General features: G+C 72.5%; 17 protein-coding genes and 1 pseudogene. 10 read left to right on the top strand and 8 right to left on the bottom strand.

Translation table 11 applies throughout. The annotated features are described in order from the left end of the window. Positions 1 to 42: 42 nt before the first annotated feature. On the top strand, positions 43 to 1500 hold the full coding sequence (locus ACH35V_RS33580; protein WP_395978743.1) for an MFS transporter: 1458 nt from the start codon (positions 43 to 45) through the stop codon (positions 1498 to 1500). A gap of 58 nt (positions 1501 to 1558) precedes the next feature. Next, positions 1559 to 2214: pseudogene (locus ACH35V_RS33585) on the top strand (maleylpyruvate isomerase N-terminal domain-containing protein). 33 nt (positions 2215 to 2247) lie between these two features. Here ACH35V_RS33585 and ACH35V_RS33590 read toward each other — a convergent pair. The 4 genes from ACH35V_RS33590 to ACH35V_RS33605 are packed head-to-tail and all read right to left on the bottom strand — an operon-like array spanning position 2248 to position 5388. Next, positions 2248 to 3156, bottom strand: a complete 909-nt coding sequence (locus ACH35V_RS33590) for a M56 family metallopeptidase (RefSeq protein WP_395978745.1) — start codon at positions 3154 to 3156, stop codon at positions 2248 to 2250. Beyond that, positions 3153 to 3536 carry a BlaI/MecI/CopY family transcriptional regulator gene (locus tag ACH35V_RS33595; protein WP_395978747.1) on the bottom strand — a complete coding sequence of 128 codons (384 nt, stop codon included), beginning with the start codon at positions 3534 to 3536 and terminating at the stop codon, positions 3153 to 3155. The genes ACH35V_RS33590 and ACH35V_RS33595 overlap by 4 nt, the downstream gene beginning before the upstream one ends. Before the next feature lie 38 nt (positions 3537 to 3574). Further along, a complete protein-coding gene (locus ACH35V_RS33600) occupies positions 3575 to 4249 on the bottom strand; it encodes a response regulator (RefSeq protein WP_395978749.1) in 675 nt (224 codons plus the stop codon). Then, entirely contained in the window at positions 4246 to 5388 is a 1143-nt protein-coding gene (locus tag ACH35V_RS33605) for a sensor histidine kinase (protein WP_395978751.1), read from the bottom strand. The genes ACH35V_RS33600 and ACH35V_RS33605 overlap by 4 nt, the downstream gene beginning before the upstream one ends. Positions 5389 to 5520: 132 nt before the next feature. On the opposite strand from ACH35V_RS33605, the gene ACH35V_RS33610 reads away from it, so the two are divergent. The 3 genes from ACH35V_RS33610 to ACH35V_RS33620 are packed head-to-tail and all read left to right on the top strand — an operon-like array spanning position 5521 to position 7305. Continuing rightward, positions 5521 to 6675, top strand: coding sequence for a glycosyltransferase 87 family protein (locus ACH35V_RS33610; protein ID WP_395978753.1), 1155 nt, complete (start codon positions 5521 to 5523; stop codon positions 6673 to 6675). Between the two features lie 4 nt (positions 6676 to 6679). After that, positions 6680 to 6919 carry a ribbon-helix-helix domain-containing protein gene (locus ACH35V_RS33615; protein WP_131966931.1) on the top strand — a complete coding sequence of 80 codons (240 nt, stop codon included), beginning with the start codon at positions 6680 to 6682 and terminating at the stop codon, positions 6917 to 6919. Then, entirely contained in the window at positions 6916 to 7305 is a 390-nt protein-coding gene (locus ACH35V_RS33620) for a hypothetical protein (RefSeq protein WP_395978755.1), read from the top strand. The genes ACH35V_RS33615 and ACH35V_RS33620 overlap by 4 nt, the downstream gene beginning before the upstream one ends. 25 nt (positions 7306 to 7330) lie before the next feature. Here ACH35V_RS33620 and phoU read toward each other — a convergent pair whose 3' ends face one another. After that, on the bottom strand, positions 7331 to 7990 hold the full coding sequence (phoU, locus tag ACH35V_RS33625; RefSeq protein ID WP_395978757.1) for a phosphate signaling complex protein PhoU: 660 nt from the start codon (positions 7988 to 7990) through the stop codon (positions 7331 to 7333). Positions 7991 to 8242: 252 nt separating this feature from the next. Here phoU and ACH35V_RS33630 point away from each other — a divergent pair, with 252 nt between their 5' ends. Next, the gene (locus tag ACH35V_RS33630; RefSeq protein WP_395978759.1) at positions 8243 to 9589 is read left to right on the top strand and encodes a sensor histidine kinase; all 1347 of its coding nucleotides are present in this window, start codon (positions 8243 to 8245) and stop codon (positions 9587 to 9589) included. After that, positions 9586 to 10266 carry a winged helix-turn-helix domain-containing protein gene (locus ACH35V_RS33635; protein ID WP_395978761.1) on the top strand — a complete coding sequence of 227 codons (681 nt, stop codon included), beginning with the start codon at positions 9586 to 9588 and terminating at the stop codon, positions 10264 to 10266. The genes ACH35V_RS33630 and ACH35V_RS33635 overlap by 4 nt, the downstream gene beginning before the upstream one ends. A gap of 62 nt (positions 10267 to 10328) precedes the next feature. On the opposite strand, the gene ACH35V_RS33640 is transcribed toward ACH35V_RS33635, so the two are convergent. After that, complete coding sequence (locus tag ACH35V_RS33640; RefSeq protein WP_395978763.1) at positions 10329 to 11276, bottom strand: hypothetical protein; 948 nt, start codon at positions 11274 to 11276, stop codon at positions 10329 to 10331. A gap of 146 nt (positions 11277 to 11422) precedes the next feature. Then, on the bottom strand, positions 11423 to 12232 hold the full coding sequence (locus tag ACH35V_RS33645; protein WP_395978765.1) for a hypothetical protein: 810 nt from the start codon (positions 12230 to 12232) through the stop codon (positions 11423 to 11425). A 359-nt stretch (positions 12233 to 12591) separates the two neighbouring features. Between ACH35V_RS33645 and ACH35V_RS33650 the strand changes: the two genes are divergently transcribed. Both ACH35V_RS33650 and ispF read left to right on the top strand, forming a co-directional pair. Next, the gene (locus ACH35V_RS33650; RefSeq protein ID WP_067459337.1) at positions 12592 to 13074 is read left to right on the top strand and encodes a CarD family transcriptional regulator; all 483 of its coding nucleotides are present in this window, start codon (positions 12592 to 12594) and stop codon (positions 13072 to 13074) included. Positions 13075 to 13108: 34 nt separating this feature from the next. Beyond that, positions 13109 to 13576, top strand: a complete 468-nt coding sequence (gene ispF / locus ACH35V_RS33655; protein WP_395978767.1) for a 2-C-methyl-D-erythritol 2,4-cyclodiphosphate synthase — start codon at positions 13109 to 13111, stop codon at positions 13574 to 13576. A 187-nt stretch (positions 13577 to 13763) separates the two neighbouring features. On the opposite strand, the gene ACH35V_RS33660 is transcribed toward ispF, so the two are convergent. After that, positions 13764 to 14315: a cysteine dioxygenase gene (locus ACH35V_RS33660; RefSeq protein ID WP_395978769.1), complete on the bottom strand. Its 552-nt coding sequence runs from the start codon at positions 14313 to 14315 to the stop codon at positions 13764 to 13766. 127 nt (positions 14316 to 14442) lie between these two features. Here ACH35V_RS33660 and ACH35V_RS33665 point away from each other — a divergent pair, with 127 nt between their 5' ends. Further along, the gene (locus ACH35V_RS33665) at positions 14443 to 17121 is read left to right on the top strand and encodes an ATP-binding protein (protein WP_395978771.1); all 2679 of its coding nucleotides are present in this window, start codon (positions 14443 to 14445) and stop codon (positions 17119 to 17121) included. The last annotated feature ends 1 nt before the right edge of the window (position 17122 follow it).

Consider the following 17122-nt stretch of genomic DNA (forward strand, 5'->3'; position numbering starts at 1 on the left):
TAAGGATCGTCTGCAACAAAACTATCTGCTACGGTCTCTCCTATGACCGTGCCTGCACCGCTCCGATCCCGCTGGGCCGCACTCGGCGTGCTGTCCGCCACGATGCTGATGACCATCCTGGACGGCTCGATCGTCACCGTCGCCATGCCCGCCCTCCAGGACGACCTCGGCTTCACGCCCGCCGGCCTCAGCTGGACGATGAACGCCTACCTGATCCCGCTCGGCGGCCTGCTCCTCCTGGCCGGACGCCTCGGCGACCTCATCGGCCGCCGCACGCTCTTCCTCGCCGGGAACGCCCTGTTCACCGCCGCGTCCGTGCTCGCGGGCGCCGCGACGACGTCCAGCCTGCTGATCGCCGCGCGGTTCCTGCAAGGCGTCGGCAGCGCGCTCGCGTCCGCCGTCGTCCTCGGCATCCTCGTCACGCTCTTCACCGACGCCCGCGAACGGACGAAGGCCATCGGCGTCTTCAGCTTCACCGGCGCCGCCGGCGCGTCCATCGGGCAGGTGCTCGGCGGCGTGCTCACCGACGCGCTGAGCTGGCACTGGATCTTCTTCATCAACCTGCCGATCGGCGTCGCCACGATCCTGCTCGCCCTCCCGGCGCTCCCGCGCGACCGCGGCCTCGGGCTCGCGGCGGGCGCGGATCTCGCGGGCGCGCTCCTCGTCACGGCGGGGCTCATGCTCGGCATCTACACGATCGTCAAGGTGGAGAGCCACGGATGGATCTCCGCGCACACCCTCGGCCTCGGCGCGGTGTCGCTCGCCCTCCTCGCCGGGTTCGTCGCCCGCCAGGCCCGCGCCGCGACCCCGCTGATGCCGCTGCGGATCCTGCGCTCCCGCAACGTAGCCGGCGCCTACGCCGTGCAGCTGCTGACCCTTTCGGCGATGTTCGCGTTCCAGGTCGTCGTCGCCCTCTACATGCAGAAGGTCCTCGGCTACGACGCGCTCGGCACCGGCCTGGCGATGCTCCCGGCGGCCGTGCTGATCGGCGCGGTGTCGCTGCTGGCGTCCGCGCGGCTGTCGAACCGCTTCGGCGAGCGCGCCGTGCTGATGGCGGGCCTCGTGCTCCTCATCGGCGCGATGGCGTGGCTCACGACCGTCCCGGTGGACGCCGACTACGTCACCGACCTGCTTCCGGTGTTCGTGCTGATCGCCGGGGGCGGGCTCGTCCTGCCGTCGCTGACCGGGCTCGGCATGTCCAGCGCCCGCCCGGACGACGCGGGCCTCGCCTCCGGGCTGTTCACCACCGTCCAGCAGGTCGGGATGGCGCTCGGCGTCGCGGTCCTGACCACGCTCGCCGCGTCCCGCACCGAGACCCTCCGGCTGGACGGACGGGACGCCGCCACCGCGCTCACCGGCGGCTACCACCTGGCGTTCGGCGTCTCCGCGGGCCTGCTGGTCGCCGCGCTCGCCGTCTCGGCCCTCGTCCTGCGCCGACCGCCCGCGGCGCCGCCCGCCGACGCCGCCGCCGAGCCGTCCACGACGACCGTGAAGGCGTGAAACGGGAAGGCGTGAAATGGGTTTGTCCGCCATTCGGGCGCGGCATTACGGTGCCGAAGTGGATCTCTTCTCGCGCTCCTGGACGGCGCTCCGCGCGGCGGTCGAAGACCTCTCCGACCAGGACATGGAACGTCCATCCGGCTGCACTGGCTGGCTCGTCCGGGACCTGGTGTGCCACCTGATCATCGACGCCCAGGACGTCCTGATCACCCTGGTCACCCCGTCCGACGCCGAACCCACCGCCGACGCGGTCACCTACTGGGACCTGGTCGAGCCCCCGACCGGCGACGACCCGCTCGACGCGCTGATCCCCAGGCTGGCCGCCGCGTACGGGGAGCCGAGGCTGCTGAAGTTCCACCTCGACGACGTCGGGTCCGCCGCCGGGCGCGCGGCCGAGCTCGCCGACCCGTCCGCCCGCGTCGCCACCCAGGACAAGGTGCTGATGGCGGGCGACTATCTGGCCGCCTACAACATGGAATGGACGCTCCACCACCTCGACCTCATCGCGCACCTGCCCTCGCCGCCGGACCGCCCGCCGAGACCCTCGCGGCGGCCCGTGCGTCCCTGGAGAAGATCGCGGGCGCGCCGTTCCCCGCGTCGTTCTCCGACGCGGACGCGCTCCTGATCGGCACCGGCCGCCGCGCCGCCGCGGACGCCGAGAAGGCCGCGCTGGACGGCGACCTGGCCGCCAAGCTCCCGCTCGTGCTCGGCTGACCCCGCCGGAACGCGCCGGAACGCGGCGATCGTCTAGTGGGGCAGGACGACGAGGAGCAGCGGAACCCCGGCGATGACCGGGACGGCGACCGTCGCGGCGAACCGGGACACGCGCGGCAGCTGCTGCGGCTCCAGCAGCCGGTTCACCCGCGCCATCACCGGGATGTCGCCGCGGGACGCGACGCCGAGCGTGCCGGACGGCGCGGCGGCCGGACGGGCGGCGGCGAACCGCAGCAGCGCGGTCGCCAGCTCGCGCGCCGGGCGGCCGTGCCTGGCCCGGTCGTCGGCGGCCATCTCGATCAGCAGCTCGACCGCGTCCAGGCACCGTCCGACCAGCCGGAGCTGCGGGAACACCTGGCCCAGCGACGCGAACGGCAGCAGCACCAGATCGTGCCGGGCGCGCGCGTGGGCGCGCTCGTGCGCGAGGACCGCGGCCAGCTCGCCGCGGTCGAGGAGCTCCATCGTCCCGGCGCTGACCACGACCTTGGACGAGCGCACGCCCGGCACGCAGTACGCCGCCGCGCCGGGGTGATCGAGGACGAGCGTGCCGGGGACGGCCGAGTCGTAGCGCGACACCAGCGCCAGCAGCGCCCGGTGCCGCCGCCGGGCCCGGACGACCCGCACGACCGCGTACATCAGCATGACCAGCAGCACGCCGGTCAGGCTGACGGCGGCGAGCAGCGCCGCGACCTGCACGGCGTTCAGCCGGGCGGCCTGGTCGTCGTACAGGCCGGGCAGCCCGCCGAGGACGCCCTTCCCGTACGGCAGCAGCGCGAGCCCGAGCAGCGCGCCGATCGTCGCGACGCCCCAGCACAGCCCGAGGGCCTGCCAGAGCGCGATGCCGAGGCGCGGGGTGCGCCACGTCCACCGGGCCTGGGCCAGCCAGTGCGCCCCGCCGACGGTCCCCAGTGAGATCAATGCGAGCAGGGCGGTGCCGGTCATGCCGGATGTTCCTTGCCTGTGAGGCCGGCGAGGGCCTGCCGGATCACGTCGATCTCGTCCTCGGACACCGACTGGACGAAGTGGACGAGCGCCGCGTCGCGGTCGCCCGTCTCGTTCAGCGCGCCGAGCATCAGCTCGGTGACGTAGCCCTCCCGGCTCGCGACCGGGCGGTACCGCCACGCGCGGCCGTCGCGCTCGCGCGCGAGGAAGCCCTTCTTGGCGAGCCTGTCCAGCACGGTCATGATCGTAGTGTGCGCGAGGTCGCGGTCGTTGGCGAGCGCGCGGCTCACGTCACGGGCCGTCGCCGCGTCGTGGCCGGCGTCCTCCCGCGCCCACAGGACCTCCATGACCGTGCGTTCAAGCTCTCCCAGACCCTTCACGCCAGCCAGATTATCCGACGCTTCGGACACTGACCACGTCAGGTAGTACTACCGCCGGTAGAGGGCGTGACGAGGCCCATCTCGTAGGCGATGATGACGAGCTGCACCCGGTCCCGGGCGTCCAGCTTGGCGAGCAGCCGCGCCACGTGCGCCTTCGCGGTCGCGACGCTGATGAACAGCTCCTTGGCGATCTCCTGGTTGGACATGCCGCGCCCGACCAGGGTCAGCACCTCCCGCTCCCGCTCCGTGACGCCGTCCGCCGGACGCGGCGACTTCGGCGCGGCCCTCGGACGCGGACCGGGGCCGGCGGCGAACTCCTCGATCAGCCGCTTCGTGACGCTCGGCGCGATCAGGGCGTCCCCCGCGGCCACGACGCGGATCGCCGCGAGGATCTCCTCCAGCGCCATGTCCTTGACGAGGAACCCGCTCGCGCCCGCCCGGAGCGAGCCGTACACGTACTCGTCGTCGTCGAACGTCGTCAGCATCAGCACGCGGGCCGCGGTGATCCGCCGGGCCGCCTCGATGCCGTCCATGCCGGGCATGCGGATGTCCATGACGACCACGTCCGGGCGGACCTCCTCGACCAGCCGGACCGCCTCGGCGCCCGTCCCCGCCTCCCCGACGATCTCCAGGTCGGGGGTGTCGGCGACGAGCACGCGCAGCCCGGCCCGGATCAGCGGCTGATCGTCCGCCAGCACGATGCGGACGGTCATGCCATCGCCGCCACCGGCGCGGGGATCCGCGCCGCCACCCGGAACCCGCCGCCCGGACGCGGCCCCGCCGCGAACTCGCCGCCCAGCAGGCCGACCCGCTCCCGCATGCCGACGATGCCGTACCCGGTGCCGACCACACCGCCGCGCCCGTCGTCGTCCACCTCGACGGACAGCTCCTCGTCCCCGTACTCGATCGTCACCCGGCACTCGGACGTGCCCGCATGACGCACCACGTTCGTGACCGCCTCCTGGACGATCCTGTACGCGGACAGGTCGACGTCCGGCGGCAGCGGCCTCCGCTCGCCCTTCCAGCGGACGTCCACCCGCACGCCCGCGTCGTTCGCCGCGTCCGCCAAGCGGTCCAGCTCGTCCAGGCCGGGGGACGGTCCGAGCGGCGCGGCGCCCGGGTCGTCCTTGCGGAGCGCGGTGAGCATCCTGCGCAGGCCGGACAGGACGTCGCGGCTGGTGGCCTCGATGGCGTCCAGCGCGTTGCGGGCCTCCGCCGGCTGCGTGTCGATCACCCGTCCGCCCACGCCCGCCTGGATCGCGATGATGCCGATGCTGTGCGCGACCATGTCGTGCAACTCGCGCGCGATCCGCAGCCGCTCGGCCGCCACGGCCTGCGCCGTCGCCTGGACGCGCATCATCTCGGCGTTCGCCCGCCGCACCCGGACCGAGTTCCCCGCCAGCCAGGTGACGGCGACCGCCAGCACGACGGTCGTGATCAGGACCTCGTCGGCGCTCACGAACACGACGGCGGACAGGCCCTGGACGGCGAGCGTCCCGGCCGCGACCGGAAGCGAGACCCTGCGTCGCCGCGTCGCCGCGATGTAGCCGACGCCGAGATCGGTGATCACTATCTGCAGGGCGGCGATGCCTCCGATGGGCATCTGCAGAAGGGACCATGTCCAGGCCAGCAGCAGAATTCCCTGGCCGGGCAGCGGATGGCGCTGCAACAAGGCGGCAACCAGCAGCGTGAACAAGGCCGACACGAAGATTTCCACGCCGGCGAAACCGTTCCTGCCGTCCATCACCGTGGCGATCAGGACGAACGGGTACAGGACGGCCGCCGACCAGAGCAGGACCGTCCAGGCGACGCGGCGCACCCGGCGGACGCGGCTCAGCGGCAGGGCGGACATGCGCCGATCGTAACCGCCGCCCCTTCCGCGCACATTAGCCCGCGGGCCTAATCCCACGGGCTAACACGCCTTTCGCGAATGTATTCGGAGGCCCGATGCCGTCCCCGCACAGCCGCCGCCACCGTTATCCGCATGAAGCGCTGGCTGGCATTTGTTCTGGCAATCGAAGTTCTGGGAATTGTGGCCTTCACCCTCACCTACGACTCGCTAGACTTCCGCATCTACCGCCTGGGCGGCCACGCCATAACGGACGGCACGAGCCTCTACGAAGAACAGCTGGCCGAGCACTGGTACACCAACACACCGTTCATGGCCGCGCTGTTCATGCCACTGGCCGCGCTGCCGCTGACCCTCGCCCGGCTCCTCTGGCAACTGGCCTCGCTCGCGGCATTCATCTGGGCGTGCGCGACGACATTGAAACTGAGCGGCCACAATGCGTCCCTGAAAGCCGTGGTAGTCGGCGGCCTCCTCCTGGCGCCGGTCTGGCACACCTTTTTCCAGGGCCAGGTCAACCTCTTCCTCCTCGCCCTGATCCTCGCCGACATGCACCGCGTCGCTCAGGGCCGCCCCGCCGGGATCGGCATCGGCATAGCGACCGCGATCAAGCTGACCCCGGCCATCTTCGTCGTCCTCCTCCTAGCGACGAGACGCACCAAGGAAGCTTTCACAGCAGCCGCGACCTTCGCTGTCTGCACCCTCCTCGCCTACGCCATAGCTCCCGACGCGTCCCGGCTCTACTGGCTGCACACCTTCTACGACACGTCCCGCGTCGGCGTCCCGTACATCAGCAACCAGTCCCCGTACGGCATGCTCAACCGCCTCCTGAGAGGAACCGCCGAAGTAGGCGACTGGTACAACGCCGTCCCATTCACCATCGGCATTCTCGGCCTGACACTCGCAGCCCTATGGGCGAGACGCGGCGACTGGCTGGCCGCCATTGCCGTAGCAGGCGTGACCGGCCTCCTGGTCTCTCCCATTTCCTGGGCGCACCACTGGGTATGGATCGTCCCGGCCCTGGCGGTGCTGATCCGCAACAACAATCGAGTCATCGCAGCGTGCGCTTACGTTCTCTTCGCCCTAGCGCCCATGTGGTGGACGCCGCACAACGGCCACCCGCTCCAATACGGCTTCCACCCGCTCATCACACCAGTGGCCAACTGCTATCTGCTGGCGGGCCTGTTCTTCATGATCCACATGGCCGTCCGCCTCCGCGTCCACCGCGAGCCGCCCGAGCCCGTCCCGGGCGGGCCGAGTACACACTGGAAGGGTCTTGAGTGTGTATCGTGAGGGCATGGCGAGAATCAACATCACGCTCCCGGACGAGCTCGCCGCCACGTTGCAGGGGCTGGCCGAGGAGAAGAAGATCGCCTCGGTGTCCGGGTTCCTCGCGGACGGGGCACGGCTCAAGCTGGCCTTCCTGCGGGACGCGTCCACCATCGACGACCTGTTCGGCCCGCCGAGCCCGGACGAGCAGGCCATGGTCGACCGGCTCGTCGAAGGCGGCACCCCGAACCGCCGGGACGTCGCGTGATCACCGGTCACGTCTTCGACGCGACCGCACTCCTCGACCTCGCCACCGGCAAGACGATCTACGTCCGCGCCCGGCTGCGCGCCTCGATCGCCCAGCACGCCACGATCGTCATCCCCGCCACCGCGCTCGCCCGCGCCTGGCAGCTCGTCCCCGACCACGGGCGCGCCGTGCTGGAGCGCCTGCCCCGCATGCAGGTCGTGCACGTGGACGACCTGGACGACGTGATCGCCCAGCAGACCGGCCTGCTCGTCACCGCGAACCCGTCCCTCGGCATGGACGCAGCGCAGGCCGCCTGGTCGGCGCGCTGGCGGCGCTGGCCGCTGATCACCGCGGAGCCGGGCGTCTACGAGGACGTTCCCGGCGTCCGCGTCGAGCAGATCCCGTAGGCCCTGCTCAGGCGTCAAGTCCTGCTCAGGCGTCGTTGATCTCTTCGGGGCGCTGGCCCGTGACGAGGTAGACGACGTTCTCCGCCACGTGGACGGCATGGTCGGCGAACCGCTCGAAGTAGCGGCCCGCGAGCGAGATGTCCACGGCCGGCTCCACGCCGTGCCGCCACTTGGGGGAGAGCATCATGTCGAAGAGGCGGCGGTGCAGGCGGTCCATCTGGTCGTCGTCGGCGTCCAGCTCGAGGCCCATCTCGACGTCCTGGGACGCGATCACGCTGCCCGTCTTGGCGATCATGCGCTCGGCGATCTGGCCCATCTCCAGGACGGTGGCCTGCAGCTCGGGCGGCACGGCCGAGTCGGGGTGCCGGCGGCGCGCGGTCTTGGCGATGTGGACGGCGAGGTCCCCCATCCGCTCGAGGTCGCCGCTCATCCGGAGCGCGGTGATGAGGGTGCGCAGATCGCCCGCGACGGGCTGCTGGCGGGCCATCAGATCGAACACGGTCTCCTCGATCTCCGCGTCGATCTTGTTGACCAGCTCGTCGCCGCTGATGACCTCCTCGGACAGCCGCAGGTCGGCGTCCAGGAGCGCGGTGACCGCGCGGGACATCGCGGAGCGGACGAGGCGGGTCATCTCCACCAGCCTGTCGGAGAGGGAGTCGAGCTCCTCGTGGTAGGCGTCGCGCAATTCGGGGTTCCTTCGGTGCTGAGAACGGACTGTGCTGAGGACGCGGCGTGCGGAGGCAGCCGGGTGCCGGAGATCGTGCAAACAGGGGCGAAACGGGCGAGGTTCGGGGTGTCCGGGCGGACTCGCCCACGCCACAGCATGCCGTGATGCCATGAACGCGTCCGGGAAACGAGGTGAACTTTCGGGGAACGGGACCGCGATGACCAGGGCCTCCGGGTGGACCTGCGCCGGAGGCCGCTTACGATCCGTGGTGTGGAGGTCGAACTTGTCGCGAGCCTGACCGGGCTTGCCGGGCTCGCGATCGGGCTCGCGACTGGATTGGCGGTGCGGGTGAGCGAGCGTGCCCAGCAGGCTGCGGTTCCGGCGGCGCCGGTGGGCGGCCTGCCGCCCGGCGTCGCGTCCGTGCTCAGCGTCCTTCGGTCGTCGGCCGTCGTGGTGGACGCCGAGGACCGCGTGCTGCGCGCCAGTTCCGCCGCGCGGGCCTTCGGCATCGTCAGCGGCGACCGCCTCGTCGTGGACGAGGTGCTCGCGATGGCCCGGCTCGTCCGCCGGGACGGGGAGATCCGCGAGACCGAGATCCAGGTCGGGCCGCAGAGCGTGCGGAGCCGGGCCGACGGGCGCTGGTTCGCGGTCCGGGTGGCGCCGCTCGGCTCGCACGGGCTCGTCCTCGTCCTCGCCGAGGACCTCACCGACATGCACCGCACGGAGGCGATCCGCCGCGACTTCGTGGCCAATGTCAGCCACGAGCTGAAGACGCCCGTCGGCGCGCTGTCGCTGCTGGCCGAGACCGTCGAGGTCGCCGCCGAGGATCCGGAGGCCGTCCGGCGGTTCGCGGGACGGATGCAGTACGAGTCGGTGCGCCTGACCAACCTCGTCCAGGACCTGATGACGCTGTCGCGCGTCCAGGGCGACGAGCCGCTGCCCGCGCTGCGCCCCGTCCTGCTGGACGAGGTCACCGCGGAGGCGCTGGAACGCTGCCAGACCAAGGCGTCCGGCAGGGACATCGAGCTGACCTCCGGCGGCGAGGAGGGCCTGCGGGTGCGGGGCGACCAGGAGCTGCTGGTCACCGCGCTGCGCAACCTGGTCGACAACGCCGTCGCCTACAGCCCCGAGAACACCCGCGTCGTCGTCGCCACCCGGCGGCGCGACGACGGGCACGTCGAGGTCAACGTCACCGACCAGGGCATCGGCATCCCGGACGGCGAGATCGAGCGGATCTTCGAGCGCTTCTACCGGGTCGACCCGGCCCGGTCCCGCCAGACCGGCGGCACCGGCCTCGGCCTCGCCATCGTCAAGCACGTCACCAGCAAGCACGGCGGCGACGTGACCGTGTGGAGCAAGGAGGGCCACGGGTCGACGTTCACGATCCGGCTGCCGCTGCTCGACGCACCGCCCCGTCCGTCCGGCGCGACCGCCAGCAGGATCGCGACCGCCGGCAAGCGGCCCCCCGCCGACCCCCCGGACGGAAAGGCCGGCGCGGACGGGAAGGCCGGCGCGAACGCGAACAGAGAGGCAGCGGAAGAGACCGGCGCGGACGCGGGCAAAGACGCGGACGCGGGGAATAACACAGCTGACACCGCCCAGGAGGCAACACCGTGACCCGCGTGCTCGTCGTGGAAGACGAGGAGTCGTTCAGCGACGCACTGTCCTACAACCTCCGCAAGGAGGGCTTCGAGGTGGCCGTGGCCGCCACCGGCCCTGACGCGCTGGACATTTTCGAGCGCAACGGTGCCGACCTCGTGCTGCTCGACCTGATGCTCCCCGGGCTGCCCGGCACCGAGGTGTGCCGGGAGCTGCGCGCCAAGTCGAGCGTCCCCGTCATCATGCTGACCGCCAAGGACAGCGAGGTCGACAAGGTCGTCGGGCTGGAGCTCGGTGCCGACGACTACGTCACCAAGCCGTTCTCCACCCGCGAGCTGATCGCCCGGATGCGGGCCGTCCTGCGCCGCCAGGGCGAGGTCGAGGAGATGGCCCCGGCGACGCTGGAGGCCGGGCCCGTCCGGATGGACGTGGAACGGCACGTCGTCAGCGTCGGCGGCGAACCCGTCCAGCTGCCGCTCAAGGAGTTCGAGCTGCTGGAGGTGCTGCTGCGCAACGCGGGCCGCGTCCTGACCCGGATGCAGCTGATCGACCGCGTCTGGGGCGCCGACTACGTCGGGGACACCAAGACGCTGGACGTCCACATCAAGCGCCTGCGCGCCAAGATCGAAGAGGTGCCGTCCTCGCCGCGGTACATCGTCACCGTCCGCGGCCTGGGCTACAAGTTCGAGCCCTGATGACATGACAGAACGGCCCGTCCCAAGCGGGACGGGCCGTTTCTTTTTGCGCTGGGCCGGGTTCAGTGGCCGCCGGAGCCTCCCGGGGACGCGCCGCCGCCGGCGGGCGACTGCGTCGCGCCCGGCTGGGGCGTGCCGTGTCCGGGCTGCGCGGGCGTGGACGGCTGAGAAGTGCCGCCCGGGGTCGGCGATCCGGGCGCCTGCCCGGCCGGGCCCGCCAGCGGATGGGTCATGAACTCGCCCTGCTGCGGCACGATCGGCACCTGGAACTGGACGGCGCCCGCCTTCTCGAACTGCATCTGCACGGGCACCCTGGAGCTGGCGAGCAGCTCCTGCTTGAGGCCCGTCAGGATGACGAGCGGCTGCTCGCCGCTCGGGGTGGTGGCCTGCGGAGCGCTCTGCTGCGCCGGGCCGGCGGTGTTCTCCGGTGTCGCGCCCGCGCCGGTCGGCTCGGGCGTCGCGCCCGCGCCGCCGCCGGTGGGTTGCGGGGTCGCGCCGCCGCGTGGGGTTGCGTCGTCCTGCGGCTGCCCGGACGGCGTCGTCCCCGGCCGCTTGGTCTGGTTGCCCGCAGGCGGCGCGGCGGGCGGGGCGGCCGGTTTGGACGGCTTGCCCAGCAGGTTCACCGGGCTGCCCATCCCGTCCGGCGCGGCGGCCGGCAGCACCAGCCCGCCTCCGTCGATCTTGGCGGGGCTGTCGAAGAGCGGGGAGCTGACCGAGACCAGGCGGTCCTGCCGGCCCTTGACCTGGTTGATCAGCACGCCGTACAGCGCCAGCGACGACCCGGCGGTGATCGGCCGGCCGGGCGGCGGGGCCAGCACGAACACGTTGCGCAGGGCGATCTGCGGCTCCGCCGGCTTGTCCAGCGGGACCGAGACGTTGACGCCGTCGGTCAGCTGCGTCGGAGCGGCGGACTGGGGCTCCTCGCCGGCGCCGCAGCCGGAGATCACCGGCGCGATGGCGACGGCGCCCGCGACGGCGAGCGTGACCATTCGTCGGCTGTTACGGATCACGGCGTCGGTCTCCTCGCGAAATGGCACGGAAGTTGGTGAGAGCGGCGTCGCAGACGCCAGGGGAAGCGTAGCGACACCCGGCCGGAAGTCCCGCCCCGGGGTGCTTGACACGCCCGCGCCCGTCCGGTGACGCGGGCGGTGATCCGTCAGCCGGTCCGCAGCGCCCTGACCTTCCCGGTGAGCTCCGGCCCGGCCTGCGGCGCCCGGACGACCTCCTTGACCACGCCGTCCAGCTGGACGAACACGGCGGTGAGGCCGGCGGCGGCCGGGTCCGGCGTGGCGGCCGGTCCAGGCGTGGCGGGCGGTCCCGGCGGGGCGGGCTGGGGCGCGTAGGCCGCGGCGAGCAGGCCCCCGCGGTCTTCGAGGAGCCGCGGCACCCCGTTGTGCGCGGTGCCCGCGCACGCCTTCAGTTCCTTCAGCGGCGTCCCCTTCTTGCCGCCGGACGGACGGGGGTCGGCGACGAGATAGAACTTCAGCTCGTTCTCCTGCGTCCTGCCCGCGAGCTCCGCGACCACACTCTCGCATTCGTACGCGGGCGGGACGATGCCGATGACGCCCGGACGCAGGTCGCGGATCGGCATGGACGCGCGCTGCCCGGTCACCTCGTCGACGCTGCCCGCGGGGAGCAGCCCGCCGATCTCGCCGGGGCTCGCGGACGGCCGCGGCGCGAGCCTGGCGCCCGTCTGGGGCGGCGCGGGACGCGGCCCGAACGTGGTCATCAGGACGCCGCTGAGCAGCGCGACCAGCAGCGCGCCCGCGATGATCGGGATGGCGACGCCGAACCGGGTCAGCGGGCGGCCGGCGCGGTGGAACCGGTCCCGGCGCCGGCGGCGGCGCTCCTCGCGGCGGTAGGCCGCCACGTCGCGCTCCAGCTCGCGGGCGTCATCGGGCACGACGACGTCAATGCGGGGAAGCCCGTAATCGTCGGGCTCCGGGTCGCCGCCGTCCGGCCTCACGCCGCACCTCCCGTCCTGGCCTCGCCGAAGCGCTCCCGGCCCGGCCGTGGTCCTATTCGGACCCTTCCGGGCGCTTCGTACCCGGACCGCCCGGCATGTTCACCTCCAGTATGGAACGCATCTCGGCGGCCGGGAGGGGGATGCTTGTAACCGGGACGCCCTTACCGGTAATGGCGGCCGGGCAGGATCAGAGTGGTCCGTCGGCTACCCTGAGTACGGGGAACTGGTCGAAGATGCACCATTAAAGGGCTTTGTCAATACCCCAATATGCAGCTTGACCTGGGCATTTGTCTGGAACGTCGGTTCAGCCACCCTCGTTTCCGTGGTACCCTGGTTCTAGCGGAAGGGGTACTTGTCACATGACTTTCCAGGTCGGCGACACCGTCGTCTACCCCCACCATGGGGCTGCTCGGATCGAGGCCATCGAGACTCGCACCATCAAAGGTGAGGAAAAGACCTATCTGGTCTTGAAGGTCGACAAGGGCGACCTGACAGTGCAGGTCCCGGTCGAGAACGTCGAGGACGTGGGCGTCCGAGACGTCGTCGGCCAGGAGGGTCTGGAGAAGGTGTTCGAGGTGCTGCGCGCGCCCTACACCGAGGAACCCACCAACTGGTCCCGCCGGTACAAGGCGAACCTCGAGAAGCTCGCCTCCGGCGATGTGAACAAGGTCGCCGAGGTCGTTCGCGACCTGTGGCGGCGCGACAAGGAGCGCGGCCTGTCGGCCGGCGAGAAGCGCATGCTCGCCAAGGCGCGGCAGATCCTGGTCAGTGAGCTCGCGCTCGCGGAGAAGACCAACGAGGACAAGGCAGAGGCCCTGCTCGACGAGGTCCTGGCCAGCTGATAGGCCGGACGGATTGAGCGCAAGGCTTCCACGGGTGGGCGTCGGAACCGACGTCCACCCGTTCTCGTCCGAGCCGCGCCCGCTGTGGGTCGCCGGGCTCGAATGGCCCGGTGAGGGCCACGGCCTCGCCGGCCACTCCGACGGCGACGTCGCCGCGCACGCCGCCTGCGACGCGCTCCTGTCTGCCTGCGGCCTGGGCGACGTCGGCGCCGTCTTCGGCACCGCCGACCCCCGCTGGTCCGGCGCGTCCGGCATCGTCCTCCTCCGGGAGGTCGCCCGCCGCGTCGACGAATCCGGCTTCACCGTCGGCAACGTCGCCATCCAGATCATCGGCAACCGCCCCAAGATCAGCAAACGCCGTGCCGAGGCGGAGAAGATCCTCAGCGAGTCCCTCGGCGGCGCCCCCGTCAGCGTCTCCGCCACCACCACGGACGGCCTGGGCCTCACCGGCCGAGGCGAAGGCCTCGCCGCCATCGCCACCGCCCTCGTCCTCCCAAGCTGACGCCTCCTCGATCACTCGAATCGCCCAACTTTGGGTAGCCGGCGATGGAGTTGTTGCATTACGGCTGTCCGACGCTGAATCTCAAGACCAATGTGCGTACGCGTCCGGTCGGGGCGCGGGCTTTGCGGAGGTCGAGTCGGCCGATCATCCGCTCGCCGTCGGGCAGTCGGACGGGTGACCGGGCGACTCAAAGCTTGGCGGGGCGGATCGGGAGGTCGTAGTAGCGGCGGGCGCTGGAGCCGATGCGGTTGAGGTCGGTGCCGTAGATGTGCAGGGAGACGGCGACGGTGTCGCTGTCGTTGCGGACGCGGTGGATGTCGCCGGGCGGGGCGAAGCCGCTGACCTCGCCGGTCGGCGCGTGGTTGCTGCCGACCTCGATCAGGGCGGTGCCGTCCTCGGAAAGCGTGTAGAGGTCCTCGTACTCGACGCCGGTCAGGGTGCCGAACACGCACCAGGTCACGTGGTCGTGGACGAGGGTCACCGCGCCCGGCTGCCAGACGATCGCCACCATCGAGAACGAGCCGTCCGGCTCCACATGCAGGCGGTGGCTGCGGAAGGTGCCGGGCTCACCGGTGAGCTGGTCCGGGGTGAGCAGCTCGGGTGACGGCATGTGCTCGCGCAGCGCGTCCGCCACGTGGGACGCGGTGCCGCGCCAGTCGGCGGGACGGGCGACGGCCGCGCGGACGGCGATGACCAGTTCGTCCAGGCCCGTGGTGGGGGGCGCGGTTAGGGTGTTCATGGTGTCCTCCTCGTGAGCCGGGGGCGGTGCCCTCGGGGTGTGTCTCCAGCGTCCGATCTGAGGGGCGGCGCGGTCATCCGTGGCGCCCGCAGAGCACCACGGACGCCGCCACGGAAAGGGGCCGACGGTGGCGGAACGGATATCCGGGCGGGAGGCCGAGGTGCTCGCCGCGCTCGGCTCGCGGCTGTCCAACGCGCAGATCGCGAACCGGCTGCACGTCTCCGTCCGGACGGTGGAGAGCCATGTGTCGTCGCTGCTGCGCAAGTACGGCGTGGCCGACAGGTGGGCGCTGGCGGAGCTGGCCCGCTCCGAGGCGCCGGAGCTGGGACGCGTCGTGGGGCTGCCGGCGTCCGGGACGACGTTCGTCGGACGTGACGCCGAGCGCGCCGACGTGCTGGCGGCGCTGGCGGAGGCCCGGCTCGTGACCTTGCTCGGTCCGGGCGGGGTGGGCAAGACCCGGCTGGCGGCGGCGGTCGCGGCGGTCGCGGGCGCGCTGTTCCCGTCCGGCGGGGCGTTCGTGGACCTGGTGCCCGTGCGCGACGGGTTCGTGGCGCGGGCGGTCGCGACCGCGCTCGGGGTGACCGAGGGGTCGCACCAGCCGCTGGCGGACGCGGTCGCGGCGCGGCTCGGCGCCGGGCGGTCGCTGCTCCTGCTGGACAACTGCGAGCACGTGATCGACGAGGCGGCCGCGTTCGCCGAGCGGATCCTCGCCGCGTGCCCCGGCGCCCGGGTGCTCGTGACCAGCCGGGAGCGGCTGGGCGTCCCGGGCGAGCGCAGCGTCCCGATCTCCCCGCTGCCCGGCTCGGACGCCGAGGCGCTGTTCCACGACCGGGCGCTCGCCGCCGATCCGCGGTTCGTCGCGGACCCCGAGGTGATCGCCGACCTGTGCGCGCGGCTGGACGGCATGCCGCTCGCGATCGAGCTGGCGGCGGCCCGGGGCGCGTCGCTGGGCGCCACGGGGCTGCTCGCCGCGCTGGAGGACGCCCTGCGCCTGCTGTCCGGCGGCCGCGGCGGCGACGAGCGGCACCGGTCGCTGCGCGCGGTGCTGTCCTGGAGCCACGATCTGCTGGACGAGGAGGAGAGGGCGCTGTTCCGCAGGCTCGCGGTGTTCGCCGGGGCGTTCGACCTGGACGCCGCCGTCGCGGTCGGCGGGGACCGGGCGGGCGTCGCCGACCTGCTCGGACGGCTCGTCGACAAAAGCCTCGTGGTGCACCTGCGCGGGCGGGTCAGCCGGTGGCGGCTGCTGGAGACGGTGCGGGCGTTCGCGCGGGCCCAGCTGTCCGCCGCCGGCGAGGAGGACGAGACCGGGGCCCGCCACCTGCGCTGGGCGGCGGCCGCCGCGTCCGGTCTGGAGGGACGGCTCGGCGATCCGGCGTGGCGGGAGGACTTCGACGCGATGGCCGCGGATCTGCGGTCCGCGCTGGCCACTCCCAGGAGCCCGTGCGAGGTGACGCATCGGCTGGCGAGCGCGCTGGCGCATCTGACCTTCGCCCGCCGCCACCTGATGGAATCGTTCGCGCACTACCGGACCGCCGCCACGGTCGCGCCGGACGCGGCTTCCGCGGCCGCCGATCTGCGGGCGGGGGCCGGGTGCGCGCATGTGAGCACCACGTCCAACCAGCATGTGTTCGAGCTGCTGCTGGAGGCGGCCGAGCAGGCGCGGCGGGCCGGGGACCAGCGCGGCCGTGCGATCGACCTGGCGCGTGCGGTGGAGACGGCGTGCCGGTTCCCCGAGGCGTTCGAGACCGACGTCTCGCGCGAGCGCCTGCACGGGCTTCTCGGTGACGCGGTCGAGGCCGCCGGGCGCGGGGATGGTCCGGACGATCCGGGGGTGGCGGCGTGCCTGGCCGTGGCGCGGGCCTGGCTGGACGGCCCTGACCGGGGCGCGCCGGACGCGGAGTCGGCGCCCGCCGCCCTCGCCGCCGTCCGGGCGACTGCTGATCCGGTGCTGATCAGCTCCGGGCTGTGCGCGGCGGCGACCGCGGCGCTGCGCGCCGGGCGGCTGCGAGAGGCCAACCGGATCACCCGGGAACGGCTGGAACTGCTGCCGTCCATGGACCGCGACGACCCGTACTGCGCGCCGGAGATCTGCAACACCTACGGCCGCGCCTGCGTCTACGCGATCATGGCCGGCGATCTGCCCGGCGGGATGGCGGCGGCCCGCGCGGGCATGGACGACGATCTGCTGCGCGACACCCACATCACGGCGAGCCGCCTCGTCCAGCCGCTGGCGCTGACCGGACGGTTCCGCGACGCGATCGGGCACGCCGAGCGGATGTGGGACCAGTGGGAGAGGGCGGGCCGTCCCGCGCCGCTCTGGATGCTGCCCGCGGTGTGCACGACGGTGCTGGCGTGCGGAATGCTCGGAGAGGCGGAGCCGGTCGCGTTGTGGCGGGCCAGGGCCGGGGAGGTGGCGGGCGGCACGCTGCTCGCGACGGCGGCTGTCGCGGTGTTCGTGGATGCTCGGCTGGCCGTCCACGATGGGCGGTTCGACGATGCCGAGGCGCTTGTGCGTCGGGCCTTTTCCGTCGGCACGCCATTGGATCCTTATCTGGCGTACGCGCGGGCTGCGGGTGCGGAACTGGCCGTGGCGGCGGGGCTTCCCGAGGCGGCGGAGCTGCTGGCGTCCGCGTCCGCCTCCGCGTTCGCCGAGGAGAACGGGTGGGCGGCGGCCTGCCTCGCCCGCGCCCGCTGGCGCCTGCACGGTGATCGTGACGAGCTCGCCCGAGCGCTTGAGGGCTGGGAGCGTCTCGACGCGCAGGCGGAGCGCGACCGCACGCGAGCGCTGCCGGCGCAGGCGGGCTAGG

Origin of the sequence: Actinomadura sp. 1N219 (assembly GCF_044326405.1) — a bacterium.
Taxonomy (GTDB): domain Bacteria; phylum Actinomycetota; class Actinomycetes; order Streptosporangiales; family Streptosporangiaceae; genus Spirillospora.